The organism is Burkholderia sp. SRS-25, from assembly GCF_004343765.1.
GTDB lineage: Bacteria > Pseudomonadota > Gammaproteobacteria > Burkholderiales > Burkholderiaceae > Burkholderia > Burkholderia contaminans.
In genome coordinates this window covers 221,863-240,438 of the sequence record NZ_PTXM01000009.1, presented here as the reverse complement: position 1 = coordinate 240,438, position 18,576 = coordinate 221,863, and the positions used below count along the sequence as shown (strand labels likewise).

The 18,576-nt window shown below is 64.6% G+C and carries 16 protein-coding genes; 9 read left to right on the top strand and 7 right to left on the bottom strand.

Going from position 1 to position 18,576, the window contains the following annotated elements; translation table 11 throughout:
* Positions 1-80: 80 nt before the first annotated feature.
* From C5O79_RS14625 to C5O79_RS14605, 5 genes are all read left to right on the top strand, one after another.
* A complete protein-coding gene (locus C5O79_RS14625; RefSeq protein ID WP_006749694.1) occupies positions 81-572 on the top strand; it encodes a winged helix-turn-helix transcriptional regulator in 492 nt (163 codons plus the stop codon).
* A 109-nt stretch (positions 573-681) separates the two neighbouring features.
* On the top strand, positions 682-2,154 hold the full coding sequence (locus C5O79_RS14620) for an NAD-dependent succinate-semialdehyde dehydrogenase (RefSeq protein WP_046546519.1): 1,473 nt from the start codon (positions 682-684) through the stop codon (positions 2,152-2,154).
* 132 nt (positions 2,155-2,286) lie between these two features.
* On the top strand, positions 2,287-2,883 hold the full coding sequence (locus tag C5O79_RS14615; protein WP_124493394.1) for a TetR family transcriptional regulator: 597 nt from the start codon (positions 2,287-2,289) through the stop codon (positions 2,881-2,883).
* 50 nt (positions 2,884-2,933) lie between these two features.
* Complete coding sequence (locus tag C5O79_RS14610; RefSeq protein ID WP_124472586.1) at positions 2,934-4,415, top strand: MFS transporter; 1,482 nt, start codon at positions 2,934-2,936, stop codon at positions 4,413-4,415.
* A gap of 60 nt (positions 4,416-4,475) precedes the next feature.
* Positions 4,476-4,784 carry an EthD family reductase gene (locus C5O79_RS14605; RefSeq protein ID WP_131931422.1) on the top strand — a complete coding sequence of 103 codons (309 nt, stop codon included), beginning with the start codon at positions 4,476-4,478 and terminating at the stop codon, positions 4,782-4,784.
* A gap of 238 nt (positions 4,785-5,022) precedes the next feature.
* Here C5O79_RS14605 and C5O79_RS14600 read toward each other — a convergent pair whose 3' ends face one another.
* Entirely contained in the window at positions 5,023-6,498 is a 1,476-nt protein-coding gene (locus tag C5O79_RS14600) for an HD domain-containing phosphohydrolase (protein ID WP_124648638.1), read from the bottom strand.
* Positions 6,499-6,781: 283 nt separating this feature from the next.
* Here C5O79_RS14600 and C5O79_RS14595 point away from each other — a divergent pair, with 283 nt between their 5' ends.
* On the top strand, positions 6,782-7,357 hold the full coding sequence (locus tag C5O79_RS14595) for a DUF308 domain-containing protein (RefSeq protein ID WP_122479091.1): 576 nt from the start codon (positions 6,782-6,784) through the stop codon (positions 7,355-7,357).
* Positions 7,358-7,621: 264 nt separating this feature from the next.
* Here C5O79_RS14595 and C5O79_RS14590 read toward each other — a convergent pair whose 3' ends face one another.
* The 3 genes from C5O79_RS14590 to C5O79_RS14580 form a co-directional block, all read right to left on the bottom strand.
* Positions 7,622-7,972, bottom strand: a complete 351-nt coding sequence (locus C5O79_RS14590; protein ID WP_122478661.1) for a VOC family protein — start codon at positions 7,970-7,972, stop codon at positions 7,622-7,624.
* 976 nt (positions 7,973-8,948) lie between these two features.
* Complete coding sequence (locus tag C5O79_RS14585; RefSeq protein WP_122478659.1) at positions 8,949-9,752, bottom strand: hypothetical protein; 804 nt, start codon at positions 9,750-9,752, stop codon at positions 8,949-8,951.
* 147 nt (positions 9,753-9,899) lie between these two features.
* The gene (locus C5O79_RS14580) at positions 9,900-10,898 is read right to left on the bottom strand and encodes a LysR family transcriptional regulator (RefSeq protein WP_046546513.1); all 999 of its coding nucleotides are present in this window, start codon (positions 10,896-10,898) and stop codon (positions 9,900-9,902) included.
* Positions 10,899-11,486: 588 nt separating this feature from the next.
* On the opposite strand from C5O79_RS14580, the gene C5O79_RS14575 reads away from it, so the two are divergent.
* Positions 11,487-13,106, top strand: a complete 1,620-nt coding sequence (locus C5O79_RS14575) for a methyl-accepting chemotaxis protein (protein WP_122479089.1) — start codon at positions 11,487-11,489, stop codon at positions 13,104-13,106.
* A gap of 138 nt (positions 13,107-13,244) precedes the next feature.
* Here the strand turns inward: C5O79_RS14575 and C5O79_RS14570 are convergent, their stop codons facing one another.
* On the bottom strand, positions 13,245-13,586 hold the full coding sequence (locus tag C5O79_RS14570; RefSeq protein WP_124615767.1) for a hypothetical protein: 342 nt from the start codon (positions 13,584-13,586) through the stop codon (positions 13,245-13,247).
* A gap of 206 nt (positions 13,587-13,792) precedes the next feature.
* A complete protein-coding gene (locus C5O79_RS14565) occupies positions 13,793-14,443 on the bottom strand; it encodes a GntR family transcriptional regulator (RefSeq protein WP_226148369.1) in 651 nt (216 codons plus the stop codon).
* Positions 14,444-14,496: 53 nt separating this feature from the next.
* Here C5O79_RS14565 and C5O79_RS14560 point away from each other — a divergent pair, with 53 nt between their 5' ends.
* Positions 14,497-15,663 carry a pyridoxal phosphate-dependent aminotransferase gene (locus C5O79_RS14560; RefSeq protein WP_122478655.1) on the top strand — a complete coding sequence of 389 codons (1,167 nt, stop codon included), beginning with the start codon at positions 14,497-14,499 and terminating at the stop codon, positions 15,661-15,663.
* A gap of 204 nt (positions 15,664-15,867) precedes the next feature.
* Here C5O79_RS14560 and C5O79_RS14555 read toward each other — a convergent pair whose 3' ends face one another.
* A complete protein-coding gene (locus C5O79_RS14555; protein WP_122478652.1) occupies positions 15,868-17,214 on the bottom strand; it encodes an MFS transporter in 1,347 nt (448 codons plus the stop codon).
* Between the two features lie 298 nt (positions 17,215-17,512).
* Between C5O79_RS14555 and C5O79_RS14550 the strand changes: the two genes are divergently transcribed.
* A complete protein-coding gene (locus C5O79_RS14550) occupies positions 17,513-18,550 on the top strand; it encodes a LacI family DNA-binding transcriptional regulator (RefSeq protein WP_174242182.1) in 1,038 nt (345 codons plus the stop codon).
* The last annotated feature ends 26 nt before the right edge of the window (positions 18,551-18,576 follow it).

The window sequence follows — 18,576 nt, the reverse complement described above, 5'->3', positions numbered from 1 at the left end:
AAAGCCGGACTTGTGGCGGATATCTTTCGACTCTAAAGTAACCGGACATTCCATTTTTCCGACTCCCGACTCACGTGAACATGACGGACAGCAAGCTGGATCGCATCGACCTGCGCATCCTCTCCCAGTTGCAGAAGCGCGGCCGCATGACCAACGTCGAACTGGCCGACGCGGTCGGGCTGTCGCCGAGTCCATGCCTGATCCGCGTGAAGCGGCTCGAGAAGGCCGGCTACATCGGCGGCTACGGCGCGCACATCCAGCTCGAGAAACTCGGCGACGTGCAGGTCGTGTTCACCGAAGTCACGCTGGCCGACCATCGACGCGAGGATTTCGACCGCTTCGTCGCGGCGATCCGCAACGTCGACGAGATCGTCGAATGCCACCTCGCGAGCGGCGGCTACGACTATCTGCTGAAGTTCATCACGCGCAGCGTGAGCCATTACCAGACGATCGTCGAAGGGCTGCTCGAGCAGAACATCGGCATCGAGAAGTATTTCAGTTACGTGATCATCAAGTCGCCGTTCGTCAAACGGCACTACCCGCTCGAATCGCTGTTCGGCGAACGTCACTGACGCACCGCGCGCGGCACCCGCGAATACGGCAGCTTCGCTGTCCGTAAGGGGGAGTCGCGCGCCTGCCGCACCGCCGTCGTCGCCGAACCGCTTCATCCAAGGACTTGCCATGCCGCTTTCGCTGACCCGCACCGAACTCCTGCGCTCCGCCAACCTGATCGACGGCACGTGGCGCGACGCGCTCGACGGCAGCCGTTTCGCCGTGACCGATCCGGCACGGCTCGACACCGTTGCCCATGCACCCGACAGCGGCGCCGCCGACGCGCGCGCGGCGACCGATGCGGCGGTACGCGCACTGCCCGCCTGGCGCGCGACGCCCGCTCGCGACCGCGCGGCGATCCTGCGAGCATGGCACGCGGCAATCGTCGCGAATACCGACGATCTCGCGAAGCTGATGTCGCGCGAACAGGGCAAGCCGCTTGCGGAAGCGCGCGGCGAAGTCGCGTACGGCGCGTCGTACGTGCTGTGGTTCGCCGAGGAAGCGACGCGCACGTACGGCGACATCATTCCGCAGCAGCAGCGCGGCAAGCGGCTGAGTGCGGTGAAGGAGCCGATCGGTGTCGTCGCGGCGATCACGCCGTGGAACTTCCCGCTCGCGATGATCGCGCGCAAGATCGCGCCGGCGCTCGCGGCCGGCTGCACGGTCGTCGCGAAGCCCGCGGAGGACACGCCGCTCACCGCGCTCGCGCTCGCGTTCCTCGCGCAGGAAGCCGGCGTGCCGGCGGGCGTGCTGAACCTGATCACGGCGTCGCGCGAGCGCGGCATCGACGCGGCCGCCGACTGGCTTGCCGACAGCCGCGTGCGCAAGATCACGTTCACCGGCTCGACGGCCGTCGGCAAGCTGCTCGCGCGCGATTCGGCCGCGACGCTGAAGAAGCTTTCGCTCGAATTGGGCGGCAATGCGCCGTTCATCGTGTTCGACGATGCCGAGCTCGATGCCGCGGTCGACGGGCTGATGGCCGCGAAATTCCGCAATGGCGGGCAGACGTGCGTATCGCCGAACCGCATCTACGTGCAGGCCGGCGTGTACGACGCGTTCGCCGCGAAGCTCGCGGCGCGCGTCGCCGCGCTGAAGGTCGCGCCGGCGACCGACCCGGCCGCGCAGATCGGCCCGATGATCAACGCGCGGGCGGTCGACAAGATCGCGCGGCACGTCGGCGATGCCGTCGAGCGCGGCGCGCGCGTGCTGACGGGCGGCAAGCGCCTCACCGAGCTGGGCCCGAACTTCTACGCGCCGACGGTGCTCGCCGACGCGAGCGCCGACATGCAGCTCACGTGCGAGGAAACGTTCGGCCCGGTGGCGCCGCTGTTCCGGTTCGACACCGAGGACGACGCCGTCGACGCCGCGAACGACACGCCGTTCGGCCTCGCCGCGTATTTCTACACGCAGGACCTGCGGCGCATCGCGCGCGTGTCGGCGCGGCTCGAAACCGGCATCGTCGGGATCAACGAAGGCGCGCTCGCGAGCGAGGCCGCGCCGTTCGGCGGCGTGAAGGAATCGGGCTACGGCCGCGAAGGCTCGCGCTACGGGCTCGACGATTACCTGTCGATCAAGTATCTGTGCCAGGGCGGGCTGGATTGACCGGGCGGGCGCGCGCCGTCCGCGAGGGCGGCATCGCGCTGCCCGGCCCGAAAACGTGCATTGACATAGGAACCGATCGGTCCATATAATGCGATCCATTCCTGGACACCGCATCGTTTGCGAAACCGATCAATGGCAAATCCCGCTGGCGTGGGCCGCCCGCGCGAATTCGAACTTGAAGATGCCGCGCGCGACGCGATGGCCGTCTTCTGGGATCACGGGTACGAAGGCGCGTCCCTGCCCGACCTGATGGCCGGCACCGGCTTGTCGCGCGGCAGCCTGTACAAGGCCTTCGGCGACAAGAAGGCGCTGCTGCTGGCGGCGCTCGACCTGTATATGGCCGACGGGCTCAAGGCAACCGCGGACATCCTGTCGCAACCCGGCACCGTGAAAGAGGCCATTCGCGACTCGCTGCTGCGCTATGCCCGCCTGTCCGTCGGCGAGGCGGGCCGGCGCGGCTGTCTCGCGGTCGCGATGACCACGGAACTCGCCGCCCGCGACCCCGATGTCGCAGAGCGTACCGGGCGCATGTTCCGCCGCTTGCAGCAGCTCTATGCCGGCGCGATCGTGCGCGGCCAGGCAAGCGGCGAGATCGCCGAGCAGGACGAGCAGGTGCTGGCGCGCTTGCTCGTCTGCCAGGTCGAGGGGATGCGCGTGCTGGGCAAGACCGGCGTGTCCGAAGCCGACATGCTCGCGCTGGTCGACCGCACGATGCGTTTTCTCGATTGAAATTTTTTTACCCAATTTGGAACTGATTGGTTCCGTATGGAGAGCCGTTCATGTCACGGAATGATCCTGTATCGCCCGACCCGCGTCGGTGGGCCATGTTTGCGGTGCTGCTCGTCGGCGCGTTCCTGCCACCGCTGGATTTCTTCATCGTCAATGTCGCGCTCCCGTCGATTCGCGCGGAGCTGGGCGCGTCGTCGTCCGCCGAGCAACTGGTGATTTCGTCGTATGCCGGCCTGTACGCGGTCACGCTGATCACCGGCGGGCGGCTGGGCGACCTGTACGGTCGCGGCCGCGTGTTTTTCCTCGGGTTGATCGGCTTTGCCATCGCCTCGACGCTGTGCGGCCTCGCAGGTTCGCCGGGGATGCTCGTCGCCGGGCGAGCGTTGCAGGGTGTGACGGCCGCGATCATGGCGCCGCAGGCGCTCGCGTCGATCCAGGCGATCTTCCCCGAATCGGAAAAGCCGCTCGCGCTCAGCCTGTATGGCGCGGTCTTCGGCCTCGCGGCCGTGATCGGGCAGGCGCTGGGCGGGATCCTGATCTCGCTGAACCTGTTGAACCTGGGCTGGCGGACGATCTTCCTCGTCAACCTGCCGCTGGCGATGCTGGTCGTCGTGTTCGGCATTCCGCTGTTGAAGGAAACGCGTGCGCAGCATGCGCGCAAGCTCGACCTCGGCGGCACCGCGCTGTCGATGCTGACGCTCGGCGCGTTGATCGTGCCACTGATCGAAGGGCGCGAGGCGGGCTGGCCCGTGTGGGCCCGGGCCTCGCTGATCGCCGCGCCGGCACTCGCGTGGGGCTTCTGGCGTTACGAGAGTCGGCTGGGCCGCCACGGCGGCGCACCGCTGCTCGATCCGGCCGCACTGCGCGCACCGGGGCTCGGCCGCGCGTTGCTGATCGCGCTGTTGCTGTACTCGATCGGCGCGTTCTTCCTGCTGTTCTCGGTGTATCTGCAGAATGCGTTGCACGTCGACGCGTTGAGCGCGGGCCTCGTGTTCTTGCCGTTCGGCGTCGGGTTTCTGCTCGGCCCGCTGTCGACGCCGTTGTGCACGCGTGCGATCGGCGCTTATGTGAATCCGCTCGGCATCGGCCTCGAGATCGTGGGGCTCGTCGGACTCGCCTGCCTGATCGACACGACGCCGACCGGGATGCCGCTCGCGTCCGTGCCGCTCGCCGCCGCGCTCTTCGTGATCGGGTTCGGACAAGGTCTCGCGCTGCCGACGCTGATGCGCATGGTGACGGGGCGCGTCGCACCCGCGGTGTCGGGGATGATCGCCGGTATCGCCAGCTCGACGCTGCAGGTCAGCACGTCGCTCAGCGTCGCGATCATCGGCGGGATTTTCTATACGGTTCTGGGCGCGCGCCAGGATCCGGCGGCCATTGCACACGCGTTTATCGTCGCACTCCTGTCTATCTCGGTGTTCCTCGCCGTCGGCGCCGCGCTGGGCATCTCCCTCGCGCGTGCACCGGCCGCGCCGTCGTCGGTGCGCTCCGCCGGCCAGCCGGCATTCGGCCCCGCGCGCAAACGACCGTGATCGCCCGAGATCGCCCGTATCGACATTCAACGTTGCATCCGTCCAACCCGGAGGTTTCTCATGGTTTTCGTCGTTTCCTATCGCCGCGCGACGGGTGCGCGATTCGATGCCCGCTACTACGTCGAGCAGCACATTCCTCTGGTGGAAAAGTCGTGGAAACCGTACGGGCTCGAATCCGTCGACGCGTTCTTCCCCGCACGGCAGGACAGCGAGGTGGCCGTCGTGGCCATGTGCCGCTTCACGGATCGGGCAGCGCTCAACGCCGCGTTCGCGTCCGCGGGGACGGCCGACGTCATGGCCGATATCGACGCGTTCACCGATATCGCGCCCGATCGCTACATCACGGATGTGTTCTCGGGCGTCGAATGAATGCTGCCGGTTGCGGGGGACCGACGAACGACTGGGGGGCCTGAACGGCGTAACGCGATTTTTGATTCACGACGTACACGGCAGGACCGGCGAACCTCGAACCTCATGTCGGCCGGGGCGTGCGTCGACGTACGTATGTACGCACGCACGCACGCACGCACGCACGCACGGAAGCGTATGTGCATCGCGCGCCGTGCGTCATGCATCGTGCATCGCGCATCGTGCGTCGCGCCTCGCGTCAGAGCAACCCCATCGCCGATGCCTTGAGCGTCGCCGCGGCGCGTGTCGAGCATTCGAGCTTGCGAAACGCCTTCTCGACATGGGTGCGCACCGTGCTCGGACTCATCGAGAGCGCCTGCGCGACCTGCTTGTTGCTCGCCCCTCGGGAGATGGCCCGCAGTACGTCGATTTCCCGTGGCGACAGGCGCGGGCCGTCGTGCGACCCGCGAGCGGCCATGCGCCGGGCCGCTGGCGCGCCACCCGTGACGAGCGCCGCGACCACGTCGCCGCATAGCCGGCCGCGCGCCGCTTCTTCCTGCAATTGGCCGGCGGCGGCCGCATCGCTGAGCGCCGCCCGCCACGGGCGCGCCGAGCGCAACGCGACCCACGCCAGCGATGCCGCGAGTACGCGCGCTTCCAGCGTCAGCGCCGCATCGCGCACGCCGCGAAAATAACCGGAACCGTCCTGCCGCTCGTACGCATACGACGCCAGCACCGCGGCTTCACCGAGCGCGCCGGTCTGCCTGCCGGCGCGCTCCGTCCAGTACGGCACGAGCCGCACCTTTTCCCATGCGCTTGCAGGCAGTTGCGTCGGCAGGTTCCACACATCGTTCGGCACCGCGGCCCTGCCGATGCCATGAATCAGCCCGGCGCGGTAGACGCGTTCGCGCACGGCTGCATCCGGCGACAGGCGCTCGTAACACGCGGCCGCCGTGACGGCGACCGAACGCGAGAACCCCGTCATCCACGGCAGTTTCAGATCGATGACGTCCGCGATCAATTCGGCGGAGGTCGCGCCTTGCATATCGGGCGTGGCCAATGCGGCATCGAGACCGTCGGGCGACAGGTGATCGAGCGCTGCGAGCCAGCGCGCGGCGTCGTGCGCGGCCGCCTCGACGAGCGCGCTCGGATAGCGTGCGCCCGCGCGTTGCCCGATCCATTCGATGGCCTGCTCGATGCCGTACGTGCGGCTGAATACGTCGAGATCGCCCGCGAGCGTGACGATCGACACGGCGGCCGGCACCTGTTCCCGCGCGAGCCGTGCGGGCAGCCCGTTGCCGTCCCAGCTTTCGAAAATGTGCCGCAGCGCGGTTTCCGTGGCGTTGGAGAGGCCTAGTATTCGCGCCACTTCGCCCGACACTTCGCAATGGATTTGCGCGAGCGGGATCATCGCGGCGCCGACGCGGCCGACCGCTTCGGCGAGACCGGGCCGGTTCTCGAGCATGGCGGCACGGATCGCGACATCGTCGCCGAACGCCTGAGCGAAACCCGCGGCGTTCGCGGTACAGCCCGACCAGCGCAACAGCGCCACTTCGCGAGCCGTGTCGCACACCGACGCGTCGAATCCCGCCGCGTGCGCGAGCTGTGCCGCCAGCCAGCCGGTGCGCAACGAATGATCGGTCGGCTGCCCCATGCTGAGATCGCCGATGAAGGCCAGCGCGCGTACGGCGTCGAATATGCGCAGCGGGGCGTGACGGGCTTCGGCGTCGGGCATCGGATGGGGGGGCGGGCATTCACGAGAACGGGAAAACGATCATACGCGACGACGTCGCGCCGTGCATGCGCGTGCGCGTGCGGATCGGCCGCGTGCCGCACCCGGCCCGAAGCGATGTCGGCCGCTGCCCGGGGCGCGCGCGGGCGCGCCTTCGCCATCGGACATCTGACCGATGGCGGGCGACCGCGACGATCGCGATACTCGGTGCACCGGAAATCCGGTCGGCACGACGGACACGCTGCACGCCGGCCGGAACGACGATCCGATATACGAAGGAATGCAAATGGCTGACCACTCCACCGAATTCCGTGCCCCTGCCGACGCACAATGGCTGAAACGGTATTACTTTTCCCGGGCGATATTCTCGCTGCTCTGGGTCGCGCTGGCATTCTCCGTCGGCCGGCAGAGCGCGGCCGGCGCGGCGATCCTGCTGATCGTTTATCCGGCCTGGGATGCGCTCGCCAATTTCGTCGACCTCGCCCGCAGCGGCGGAGCGGCGACGAACCGCACCCAGGCGGTCAACGTCGCGATCAGCGCCGCCACGACGCTGGCGGTTTTTCCGGCTTTGAATGCCGGCATGCACGCGGTGCTCACGGTGTTCGGCATCTGGGCGATTCTTTCCGGCGGACTGCAGCTCGGCACGGCGCTGCGCCGCTGGAAACAGGTCGGCGCGCAGTGGGCGATGATCCTGAGCGGCGCGCAATCCGCGCTCGCGGGCGTGCTGTTCATCGCCCAAAGTCATGCGTCCATGCCGCCCGCCATCGTGAAGATCGCGGGCTACGCGGCGGTAGGCGCCGCCTATTTCCTGATATCGGCACTGTGGCTGCAGCTGCGGCGGACGCGACGCAGCGCGTCGTGAGCCGTCGATCGAGATGAAGATGTCACGCCACGGGGCGCCGTCGCCGTGGTTGCGGTCAAGGGCAGACGTCGTGCAACGCATGAGTTCATGCAGATGATCGCAGCGGTAAAAACCGGGGGATTTCGCGGGCGCGAATGGCAGGTGTTGGGCGACGCGAACGGGTATGAACGGCCCGGAGCGACATTCGTCGCGGCACTTTCAACGGCCCTTCGTCGCCGGCAAGCGGTCGTTCGTACGGCATCCGACGAACTGCAAAGCTGTTGGTTAGTTGCGGCACATGCAAAGCTCGAACTCGTGTCCGTCCGGGCTGCTCAATACGATGCTTTTCATGGACTCGATCTTCAATCCGTCCATCACGACGGAGGCTCCGTTTTCTGTTGCCCGCTTCACGAATTCGTGAAGCGCATTCTCTTCGAACTCAAATACAGGCACGGAGCTGCTACCTTTTATCTCATCTCCAAAATCGTTTAACAAAAGGCCCAGTCTGATTGTGCCGATCATGAATTCAGCCCACTTGTCGGACTGCTTAAGCGGTTCATATCCGAGAAGTCGCTCCCAGAAAGAAGTGGACTTCCTCATATCACTCACCTTCAAATACACGGTACGAAGCTTCATGACGTATCCCCGAAACGGATTCCAACTGAATGTATCAGACGCCAAAATAATTGGCTTACAGCAGCGGCGGCCAGACTCATGCAGTGCTTGACTGCTTGGGCATGATGCAACAGGCATGACCGTCCATACGTGGGCGTACGATTGCTACGTCGAAACGTCGCTTCCTGGCCGCACTGGGACGGATGACCCGTCTTCATTGCGATCCGGAACAGGCCCTCGTGTTTTCTGGGAGCGGTCATTCAACAGTCTATTGGCTCTCTATGAGGCGTATAGTTTTCCGCCCTCGCCGACCCAGATTACGCCTGGGATCGTGTAGAAATAGACAGTCAGCTCTACATCGTTTGCATCACACACGTGACTCGGCCATTGAACCCGGAGCTGGCGAATAATTTCTTCGGGCGTCTCGTGCCACTGGGCATCTCGATCGTAGATGGTATATCGGGGACGTGGATTCGCAGGAGATATATAGCAGTCTGCTCCTGGAGCGATGAACATGATCTTACCGTCATCTAACAATTGCCTGACTACGTCAAAAAACGCGGCCTTGTATTCGTCAAATGAAAAGGTTGGATTCCAGTGTCTGATTGAGTCGAAGAGGCCTGTGATCCAAAGACCGAATGAGTCTCGAATGATCTCCTCGAGGTGGTCTATCCGCTTCATTGCCGAACATCGGCTTCGCCGCCCGCTGACCCATAGGTGTTCAGTTCGAGTCGAATACCATGCGACGCCAACGCCGTGAGGGAAGCAGCCATTTCGAAATACCTATCGTTTTGGTAGTCCGGATTATCGCCAATCTACGGGCAGCAGTCCAACGACCGTTCGTGGCCGCATGACGCCATTACCGCATTGCAACGTACGGAAAAACAGGAAAACCCGGTAATCCGACGACATTTGCAGACAGTAACCGCCCAACGAGGCAACGGACCACCGCTCATCACTCAGCCACCGCCGACGATCTGCTCAAGGTCAACTTCGGTCAGGGTTTCTCATTCCCTTGCCTGGAGCCGCTGGCCGCGGCAATGCGGCTTTGCGCAGCGACGAGTTGGTCATCCGTGGTCGCTACCAGCCACAGACGTGCCTGCTCCTCGATTTGGCGGTTGTGGTCCTTCAACGGGCCCATCGCGGCAGCGGCCTTCCAGACGACCGGGGCGATTCGGCTTTTCCTGCCTGACGGCGCGCCCACCAGCAGGCAGTAAGGTCCCAGCGGGAGCGATACAAACGGAAGTGCCGGACTGGCACGCACGCGCCAGTCGATGAAGGGCGTGTCGCCGATAAGCAGCGGCATGGGCAAGCCGTGAAGCACACTGAAATCGTACAGCGCCAGTTGCTCCCGCATGCCGGCGTAAATACGCCGGATGTCATCGACAACCGCCGCGCGTATCTCGTCATCGAACATGGGTTCCTGCGCGTATCGGGCAAACGCCTTGCGAGCCTCCCATTGATATGCGCTGAACAGGCCAATCTCCACGCAGTCCTGCACGGCGCGCTGGACATCCGCTACGGAACCGGCTTCCTCCGGCGTACCCAACTGCGCGGCCCGCAAAAACCGGGCAAGTCCAGCCTCATGGATCGCAGGCCCCTCCGCAGATGCATCGTCTTCAGCGCCCTTTCCAAGGGGCACATAGATATATTTCTCGGCCGCGAAATGCGACTTCTTGCCCTCGTCAAACCTGATTTCGCCATCTACGCAGTCGAGATAGCGAGTCCCGATTCGACCATGCTCCCAAACCCAATTTTTCAGGAGCGGACGTAGTGGATGCAGTCTGTCGTGATCGGTCATTGAAGCCTCCAGGTTGCCCAGTATAGTTCCAAGCTGTCGATTGTTTCGTGGAGGACATGCGATCAATCGATCCACTACCGCCGTTGGAGCAAGGTTCAGTGCCAAGCTGACCTTCGAATGTCCAACTGCATGCACCGGCGAAGGTCATCAGACAGTAGCACTGATGGGCTGTAACTCCGCGCTTTGGTAACGGACTGCGCAAGCGGGAGCCCCAGGCTGCCCTTTACTCTCTTGACGCGGCGTCAGGAGCCGTTCAAGCAGATCGGCGCTGTCCAGTTGCGCAATCCACCAGTTCAAAGCGTTCCCTACCTTGTCCTCGCGCCAAGCGAGGTAGCCATTCGTGAACTCGCGCACCCCCACGATGCGACGCGCGACCAGCCTGCCTTCGTGTATCGGTTCTTTCGCTACGAGATCGGGCAGCATCCCGACAGCGATACCTTCGCACAGTGCTTGCAGTTTAGCTGCGAGCGTCGGCACGATGATCAGAGGCTGTCCGTCACGGGTGGCCACAGATTGCGGTTGCAGTTCGCGAGAAGTGTCACTGATGACGACACCCCGATATCTTGCGATCGTTTCGCTCTCCAACGGCTCGGGCATGCGGGCGAGTGGATGGTCCGGCGCCACGACAAAAACGTGCCGGAGGGTTCCGATTGGCCGGGCCGCAATATTGGCGGCATGCGGCGGCTCGCCGAACGCCCCTATCGCGAGATCGGCACGCCGCGTAACCAGGGCATCCCACACGCCCCCAAGCACCTCGGTGGAAAGACTTAGCTGGGTATTCATCTCCAGGTCGTAGAAGGCATGGACATACGGCCATAAGGACTGGATCGGCAAGATTGCATCGACGCACAGTCGAAGCTCCGATTCCCAACTGTCTCGAATACCTTTTGCTTTGACCTCCAGGCGTCGAGCCGCGTCTAAAAGTCGACGCCCGTCTTCCACAACAGCACGACCCGCTTCCGTGAGTCTCGCCCGTCTGCCGCTGCGATCGAACAGCTCGACATCCATGTCGCTTTCCAGCTTTTGCACGAGGTAAGTGAGTGTCGACGGAACTCTATGCAACAACTCGGCCGCATCGGCGAATGTACCGGTCCGGTCAATTGCATCCAAAACTTCGAGAACTTCAAATGACAGCTTGGTCGCCATACAGCATCCTTAGATATTCCTAACGTTCACAGGCTTCACCGCGTCGGCCGAGCGGCTTTGCCGCAGCAACACTTCCATACGGTTGCCCAACCTTTCGGGACTCGCTCGGATGCTGATCAGATGGACAAAGGCGATGTCGTCCCTGAACCGGATGCGTCTCCCGGATGCTCTCGTCGACGAAGCCTCCAGCCACTCAATGGTCATTGCGGCAAGAGTCTAAGGTACACGCTGCCGTTTGTCTGCTCATGGCGTGCCGCGACGGATACGATTGGCACGCGTGTGTCCCTTGGCAAGGTACAGCCGATGTTCGAATGGCTGCTTGAGAGTGATTGACTACGGCTGTCGATGGCCGGCTAGTGCCCGATGACGCTTGGCGGGAACCGGCGCACAAGAGCCCTCCGATATGCGTTGGCAAGGTGGTAACCGAGGGTTTCACAGGACAAAACTTTCACTCGCATCAGCCGATAACGCGAGGAGGAACCACCTGGACGGTCGCCGGACAGCCAGCAGGCCCCATTCGATGCGCCCATTCACCTGCCACTTCGCATGGGCCTGCGCGGTTTCCACTCGTTTGCTCAAGGACTCGGGATGCACAAGCTCAGTTTTAAGCAGAAGCTGTGGTTGCCGCTGATCATCAGCCTCGTCGCGTTGCTCGCCGTGTCCGTATCAGCGGCGTGGCAGTCGCGCGAGACGCGGATCGAGGAACGTAAGCACGACCTCACGAACATCGCGCACGTCGGGCTCGGCATCGTGACGGAGTATGCGGCGCTGGCCCAAAGCGGCGCGCTGCCGGAGGCCGATGCCCGCAAGCAGGCACTCGAACGGCTGCGCGGCGTCCGCTACGGCGAAGACGGCTATTTCCTCGTGATCAACTCGAAGCCGCAGATGGTGATGCATCCGATCAAGCCGGCGCTCGAAGGCAAGGATCTTTCAGGCAGCGCGGATGCCGACGGTCGTCACCACTACGCGGCGTTCGCGTCGGCTGCACAGGCGCCGGACGGCGGCTTCGTCGACTACGTGTTCCCGCATCCGGGCGCGGTGCCGGCGCAGGCGGTCGGCAAGATCGGCTACGTGGTGCGCTATGCGCCGTGGGACTGGATCATTGCAACCGGCGCCTATGTCGATGACATCGACGCTGCGTTCATGGCGTCGCTGTGGCTGATCGGCGGGATCTTCCTGGCAGTGTCAGCAGTACTCGTGGCGCTCGTCGCGGTGACGAACCGCAGTATCGCACGTACGGTCGGCGGCGATCCGGCCTATGCGGCGAATGTGGCGGAAGCGATCGCATTGGGCGACCTGACCGTGACGATCCATACGCGCGACGGCGACACGTCGAGCCTGCTGCACGTGATGCGGCGAATGCGTGACGCGCTGACCAGCACTATCTGTCAGATCAAGCATGCTTCCGACAACGTCGCGTGCAGCGCGAACGAGATCGCGAACGGCAATGCGGACCTGTCGTCGCGCACCGAGAGCCAGGCGGCGTCATTGCAGGAAACTGCGTCGAGTATGGAGCAGATGACGGCGATGGTCCGTCAGACTGCGGACAACGCGCGCACCGCCAGCGAGCTTGCGGCCGGCGCCACGAAAATCGCGAACCGCGGCGGCGACATGATCACGCAGGCCATCGCGGCGATGAAGGGTATCTCGAATGAATCGGGCCGCATGGTCGAGATCATCGCGACGATCGAGGGTATCGCGTTTCAGACCAACATCCTCGCGCTGAATGCGGCGGTCGAAGCGGCACGCGCGGGCGAGCAGGGCCGCGGCTTCGCTGTCGTCGCGAGCGAGGTGCGCAGCCTCGCTCAGCGTAGCGCGACCGCGGCGAAGGAAATTCGCGAGTTGATCGGCCATGCGGTGGGCAGCGTCGGCAGTGGTGCGACGCTCGTCGAAAATACCGGCTCGACGATCGACGAAGCGCGCGACGCGATCATGCGTGTGACAGGTGTCCTGCAGGAGATCGCGGCGGCCGCTGCGGAACAGAGCGCCGGCATCGATCAGGTGAATCTCACGGTCACGCAGATGGACAGCATGACGCAGCAGAACGCGGCGCTCGTCGAGCAGGCGGCAGTAGCGGCGCAATCGCTGAAGGAGCAGGCGATGAACCTGCAACGCTCGGCTGCGGCGTTTCAGGTAAACGACGTCGACGCTAACGGCGGTGCACTGCTCGCGCCGGCTTCGGCGCAGCACCGCGCAGTGTTTGCGTAAGGACCGGGCGCCGCAATCGCGCGGCGAATCTCGCGGTCCATGGCACGTCCGTGCGGTTTCTTGGACTGCCACCTTGCGACCCCGAACTGCCCTTCACCCTTCTCCAATCCGGTCGTTCATTTTGCAATTTCGGTGGATTCAAGGAGCCAGCCGAGAATTATCTGACACGGCGAAAGCCACACACTGGAGGTGACGACAAAGTTCACCGAGACGCTCAATAAACTGGTCGCGAGATGATGTTGACCATGCCTGACCAGAGCGCAGAGCGAGATGCGCGGAACCCACCGGGTCATTCGCCAGGGTGACTTCCAGACTATATTCCTCGCGATTCACGAACAGGCCGGTTGTAGCTCCCGGGAACTTGGCTTCAAAGATTCTCCGGACGGACTCGGCATCGCCCAAAGGGCTTACTTCGCGAACGGCGTTCAGACTTTCCGCATCGAGATTCGTTGGTTTAATGGCGATGATGTCAAAACTCATTACCGGTCCTTGTACGAGTTAGATTATGCAGGCGAGTTCCGAGGTTCTCCGGCGAATTGTCGACGATCTATGCGCCGATGTCGAAGGTCCCTTCTTGGCCGAATGCCACCCGACGCATTCGACTGCCCCCACCCCGAAGAAAACACCAGCCATTCCAAAACCGAGCCTTTTGGCCCCCTTGACGACGCCAGCTTGCCCCCGCGCGCCTACCGGCTACGCAACGCCTGAGCCAGCGCGTCGCCCGCAGCCAGAATATGCGCGGACAGCGCCGCACACGCTGCATCCACATCGCCGTCGCGTATCGCCCGAACGATGTTCCGATGCTCGTCGTTCGAGCGATGCTGCCAGTCGAGTTGCTGCCACGTCGCGTACAGATGCCGTGAGCTGGCCCGATGCATGTCGCCGATTGCGTCGATGAGCCGCGGCATCCCGCACCGCGCGGTCAATGCGCGATGAAACCTGAGGTTCAGCGTCGCGAGCACGGCGATGCCACGCGCCGCCGACTCCTGATCGAGGATCGCGTCGAGCTCCTCCAGCGCACGTGAGTCGAGAGCGGGAATCGCCTCGCGCAGCGCCAGCGCCTCGAAAGCAGCGCGCATCTTTGCCATCTCAAGCACGTCCGCCGGCTCGAGCGGCGCCGCCCGCACGCCCCTTCGCGGCTCCACCACGGCCAGCCCTTGCGCTTCCAGCCGTCTGAACGCCTCGCGTACCGGCACATGGCTCGCGCCGAATTCGGCGGCGATGTGGTCCTGACGCAGCCACTCCCCCGGCGCGATGACGCCCGAGATGATTCGATCCGCCAATGCGCCAGCGATCCGATCAGCCAGCGAGCGATCTTCCTTGACTCCGAAATCCATTCCGACCACCATGCATATATTATCTATTAAATTGTAACAAAACCGGAGGCTCGATGCGCCACCACCGTCCTGCGCGTCTGCAGCACATTGCCGGCATCGGGGTCGATCGCATGGGTTCGATCGCCGATCATGCCGACGTCGACCTGTTGCGACTCGAAAATCTCGATACCGACATCCCGCCCACTGCAGAGGCGCTCGCCTTCACCCGAGAGGCAATCGAGCGAGACTCGGCCAACTCCTATTTGCCATTCGTCGGTCAGGATCGGCTGCGTGCAAGCGCCGCCGCCCACGTGTCAGCGCTTTCGGGGCAGCGCTTTACGGCCGACCAGGTGGTGGTGTCGGCGGGCGGGCTCTCCGGCATTCTGAACACGCTGCTTGCCACCGTCGAGACCGGCGACGAAGTGATCGTCACCGATCCGACCTACGCGGGCCTGCTGAACCGCGTCCGCCTGGCGGGCGGCGTGCCGCGGCAAGTCCCGTTCGCCTTCACGCCGGGCGGCGAATGGAAGCTGGACCAGGCCGCGCTGCGGGCGGCAATCGGTCCGAAAACGCGGGTCATGCTGCTGATGTCTCCGTCGATGCCTTCGGGCGGTGTCTTCGACGCGTCCGACTGGCAACTGATCGCGAGCCTGTGTGTACGGAACGATCTGCTGCTGATCCTCGACAGTGCGATGGAGCGGCTGCTGTTCGATGGACGCACGGTCATCCATCCCGCCGGCCTGCCCGGCATGGCCGAGCGGACGGTGACCGTCGGCGCGGCGTCGAAAGAGCTCCGCATGATTGGCTGGCGGGTAGGCTGGATCGTCGCGCCGGAATGGCTGATTCCCGATCTGGTGGCCGTGTCGCTCGCCAATGTCGTGGTACCGGTCGGCATTGCCCAGGAGGCTGCGGCGGTTGCGCTCGAACATTCGGCGTCCGATCTGCCCGGCTACGTGAGCGAACTCGAAAAGCGGCGGGACACGATCGCCGCCGAACTGTCGGGGCTCCCGTTCGGCATGCCGGCGGGCGGCTGGTCGATGCTGCTGCGTGTCTCCGACTTCGGCCTGACCGGATCGCAGATGTCGGAGCGGTTGCTGAGCCGCGGCGTATGTGCGACGGCGATGACCGGATGGGGCGTCGCACACGGCGAGCAGTATGTCCGTTTCGTGTTCTCGAACGAACCTGTCGACCGGTTGCGCACGCTCGGAAACAAGGTGCGCCGCGCACTGGAGGACGCATGACGGCCGTCGACGAGACAGCCGGGTATTGCGCCAAGCGTCCGTGGCTCGAGGTACCCGTCATGCCGCGTGTGATGGTCGAGCGAACTCACGAGAGATCCTGTTTCTGCCGAAAGTCTCGCTTGTGACGATCCACGTGCCGTGAGACATCCGACGCCGGGCAACGCGATGCCCGGCCCCGGCCGACCGTCACATCGGCCGAACGCCCTACCGCCCTGCCGGCGGCTGCAGGATGTCGCGCGGAATCGCCGCGATCAGCACGCAGCTGACCAGCAGGCACGCGCCCAGTGCATAGGTGCCGTTGTTGATGTCGCCGGTCATCTGCTTGGCGACGCCGGTGATCATCGAGCCCGTGAACCCGGACAGGTTGCCCACCGAGTTGATCAGCGCAATGCCGGCCGCCGCGGCCGTGCCGGAGAGGATCTGCCCCGGAAAGGTCCAGTAGATCGGCATCAGCGCGAGGATGCCGCAAGTCGCAATAGTCAGGAATACGATCGACATCGCAACGTTGTGCGCCAACGCCGCGCTCGCGATCAGGCCGACCCCGCCGATCAGCGCGGGAATCGCCGCGTGCAGGCGGCGCTCGCCGGTCTTGCGCGAGTGCGACGCGTTCCACACCATCGCGAAGATCGCCGTCAGGTACGGAATGGCGGTCAGGACACCGATATGCAGCGGGCTCTGCACGCCCGACGCGCGAATGATCGACGGCAGCCAGAACGCCAGCCCGTAGAAGCCGGTATTGAACGTGAGCAGGATGAAGGTGAGCAGCCAGACGCGCGGGCTGCGCAGCGCGGCGCCGATGCTGTGCGATTTGTGCGCGGCTTCGGTTTCGAGGTTGCGCGCCAGCCGCGCCTTTTCGTCGCCGGACAGCCACTTCGCCGATTGCGGGCCGTCGCCGAGGCACGCGAGCACGATGAACGCCACCACGATCGACGGCAGCCCTTCGAGCAGCAGCATCCATTGCCAGCCGCTCATGCCCGACAGGCCGTGCGTGTGCTCCATCAGCCAGCCTGACACCACGCTGCCGAGCGTCAGGCTCAGCGGGATCGCGACCAGGAAGCCCGACATGGCCACGCTCTGGCGGCGCGCCGGGAACCAGTAGTTCATGTACAGGATCACGCCCGGAAAGAAGCCGGCTTCGCACAGGCCCAGCAGGAAGCGCAGCGCGTAGAACATCGTGGACGTCTGCACGTGGAAGAACTGCGCGAGCGGCACGATGAACGCCATCGACGACGACACGATGCCCCACGTGACCATGATCCGCGCGATCCAGAAGCGCGCGCCGTAGCGGTGCAGCAACAGGTTGCTGGGCATCTCGAACAGGAAATAGCCCCAGAAGAAAATGCTGGCGCCGAGCGCATAGACGCCGTCGCTCAAGCTCAGGTCGTCGAGCATCTGCAGCTTCGCAAAGCCCACGTTCACGCGATCCAGGTAGGCCACGACGTAACAGAGCAGCAGCAACGGCAGGATGCGCCGCATCACCTTGCGATACAGGGCGTCGTCGGATGAATCGGCCGCGGCCGGGGCGGCAGCGGCCTGCGTAATGGATGGCATCGGTCTGTCTCCTGATTGTGTAGGTCTTCTTCGTACCGGCGGGTTCTTCGACACATCGATGTTACCGATAACATTTCGTGGCAAAAAAAACGCCGACGAGGCAGCGGGGAGCAATCGACGCAGTGATACCGGTAACGAACCGGAAGGTAGCACGCGTCAACCGGCGCGTACAAGGGCCGGCGAACGCGTGGTTTCCCTAGTGCGCGCATCGCCGCGACGGAGCGGCGCGGCACGCATGAACGCGGATGCGGCACCGGTATGATGTAGCCTTTCCAGCTTTCGTCCGATCGCGATTCCGATGCCCAGTCCCACCGCCGTCCGGCCTGCCGGGCCGCCCCGCATGTCCGACGTAGCCCGCCTCGCCGGCGTATCGAAGATGACGGTGTCGCGCGTGCTCGCCGGCCACAGCGTGGCCGCCGAGACGCGCGCGCGGGTCTGCGCGGCGATCGATCAGCTTGGCTACGTGGCGGACGCGGCCGCGGGCGCGCTGTCGTCGGGACGGTCGGAATTCGTCGCGGTGCTGGTGCCGTCGCTGTCGAGCTCCAACTTCTCCGACACCGTGCGCGGCCTGACCGACGCGCTCGAACCCGAAGGTCTCCAGCTGCTGCTCGGCGACACCGACTACGATCTCGAACGCGAGGAACGGCTCGTGCGCTCGATGTTGCGGCACCAGCCGCGCTGCATCGCGCTGACGGGGGCGCAGCACACCGATGCGACACGCAAGGTGCTCGAACGCTCGGCTATTCCCGTGGTCGAGATGTGGGACCTGCCCACGCATCCGATCGACACCGCCGTCGGCTTCTCGAACGTACGCGCCGCCCGGGCGATGGTGCGCCACCTGGCCGAGCGCGGCTACCGGCGCATCGGTTTCCTGGGCGGCGCGAGCGAGCTGGATCGGCGCGGCCTCGACCGGCTCAAGGGATACCAGGCGGAGATCAAGGCGCTGAAACTCGGTGAGCCGCGCATCGTGCGGCTGGGCGAATCGCCGATCACGATGGGCCATGGCGGGCCCGCGATGGCCGCCCTGCTCGAACAATGGCCGGATACCGATGCGGTGATGTGCGTGAGCGACATGTCCGCGTTCGGCGCGATCATGGAATGCCACCGGCGCGGGCTGTCCGTGCCCGCGGACATGGCCGTGGCCGGATTCGGGAATTTCGAAGTGGCCTCATGCTGCCACCCGGCCATCACGACCGTGTCGGTCGACGCGTACGGCATCGGGCGACGCACGGGCGAAGCGTTGCTGGCCGCGCTGCAGGCGCGCGACGGCGGCGAGCGCATCGAGCCGCAAAGCATCCGCATCGACTATACGATCGTCGCGCGCGAAAGCGCGTGATGCGCTGACGATCGGGGCGGGGCGGC

Coding starts and splice junctions, on each gene's coding strand:
- C5O79_RS14625 (WP_006749694.1), top strand. CDS start 81: ATGACGGACAGCAAGCTGGATCGCATCGACCTGCGCATCCTCTCCCAG.
- C5O79_RS14620 (WP_046546519.1), top strand. CDS start 682: ATGCCGCTTTCGCTGACCCGCACCGAACTCCTGCGCTCCGCCAACCTG.
- C5O79_RS14615 (WP_124493394.1), top strand. CDS start 2,287: ATGGCAAATCCCGCTGGCGTGGGCCGCCCGCGCGAATTCGAACTTGAA.
- C5O79_RS14610 (WP_124472586.1), top strand. CDS start 2,934: ATGTCACGGAATGATCCTGTATCGCCCGACCCGCGTCGGTGGGCCATG.
- C5O79_RS14605 (WP_131931422.1), top strand. CDS start 4,476: ATGGTTTTCGTCGTTTCCTATCGCCGCGCGACGGGTGCGCGATTCGAT.
- C5O79_RS14600 (WP_124648638.1), bottom strand. CDS start 6,498: ATGCCCGACGCCGAAGCCCGTCACGCCCCGCTGCGCATATTCGACGCC.
- C5O79_RS14595 (WP_122479091.1), top strand. CDS start 6,782: ATGGCTGACCACTCCACCGAATTCCGTGCCCCTGCCGACGCACAATGG.
- C5O79_RS14590 (WP_122478661.1), bottom strand. CDS start 7,972: ATGAAGCTTCGTACCGTGTATTTGAAGGTGAGTGATATGAGGAAGTCC.
- C5O79_RS14585 (WP_122478659.1), bottom strand. CDS start 9,752: ATGACCGATCACGACAGACTGCATCCACTACGTCCGCTCCTGAAAAAT.
- C5O79_RS14580 (WP_046546513.1), bottom strand. CDS start 10,898: ATGGCGACCAAGCTGTCATTTGAAGTTCTCGAAGTTTTGGATGCAATT.
- C5O79_RS14575 (WP_122479089.1), top strand. CDS start 11,487: ATGCACAAGCTCAGTTTTAAGCAGAAGCTGTGGTTGCCGCTGATCATC.
- C5O79_RS14570 (WP_124615767.1), bottom strand. CDS start 13,586: ATGAGTTTTGACATCATCGCCATTAAACCAACGAATCTCGATGCGGAA.
- C5O79_RS14565 (WP_226148369.1), bottom strand. CDS start 14,443: ATGGATTTCGGAGTCAAGGAAGATCGCTCGCTGGCTGATCGGATCGCT.
- C5O79_RS14560 (WP_122478655.1), top strand. CDS start 14,497: ATGCGCCACCACCGTCCTGCGCGTCTGCAGCACATTGCCGGCATCGGG.
- C5O79_RS14555 (WP_122478652.1), bottom strand. CDS start 17,214: ATGCCATCCATTACGCAGGCCGCTGCCGCCCCGGCCGCGGCCGATTCA.
- C5O79_RS14550 (WP_174242182.1), top strand. CDS start 17,513: ATGCCCAGTCCCACCGCCGTCCGGCCTGCCGGGCCGCCCCGCATGTCC.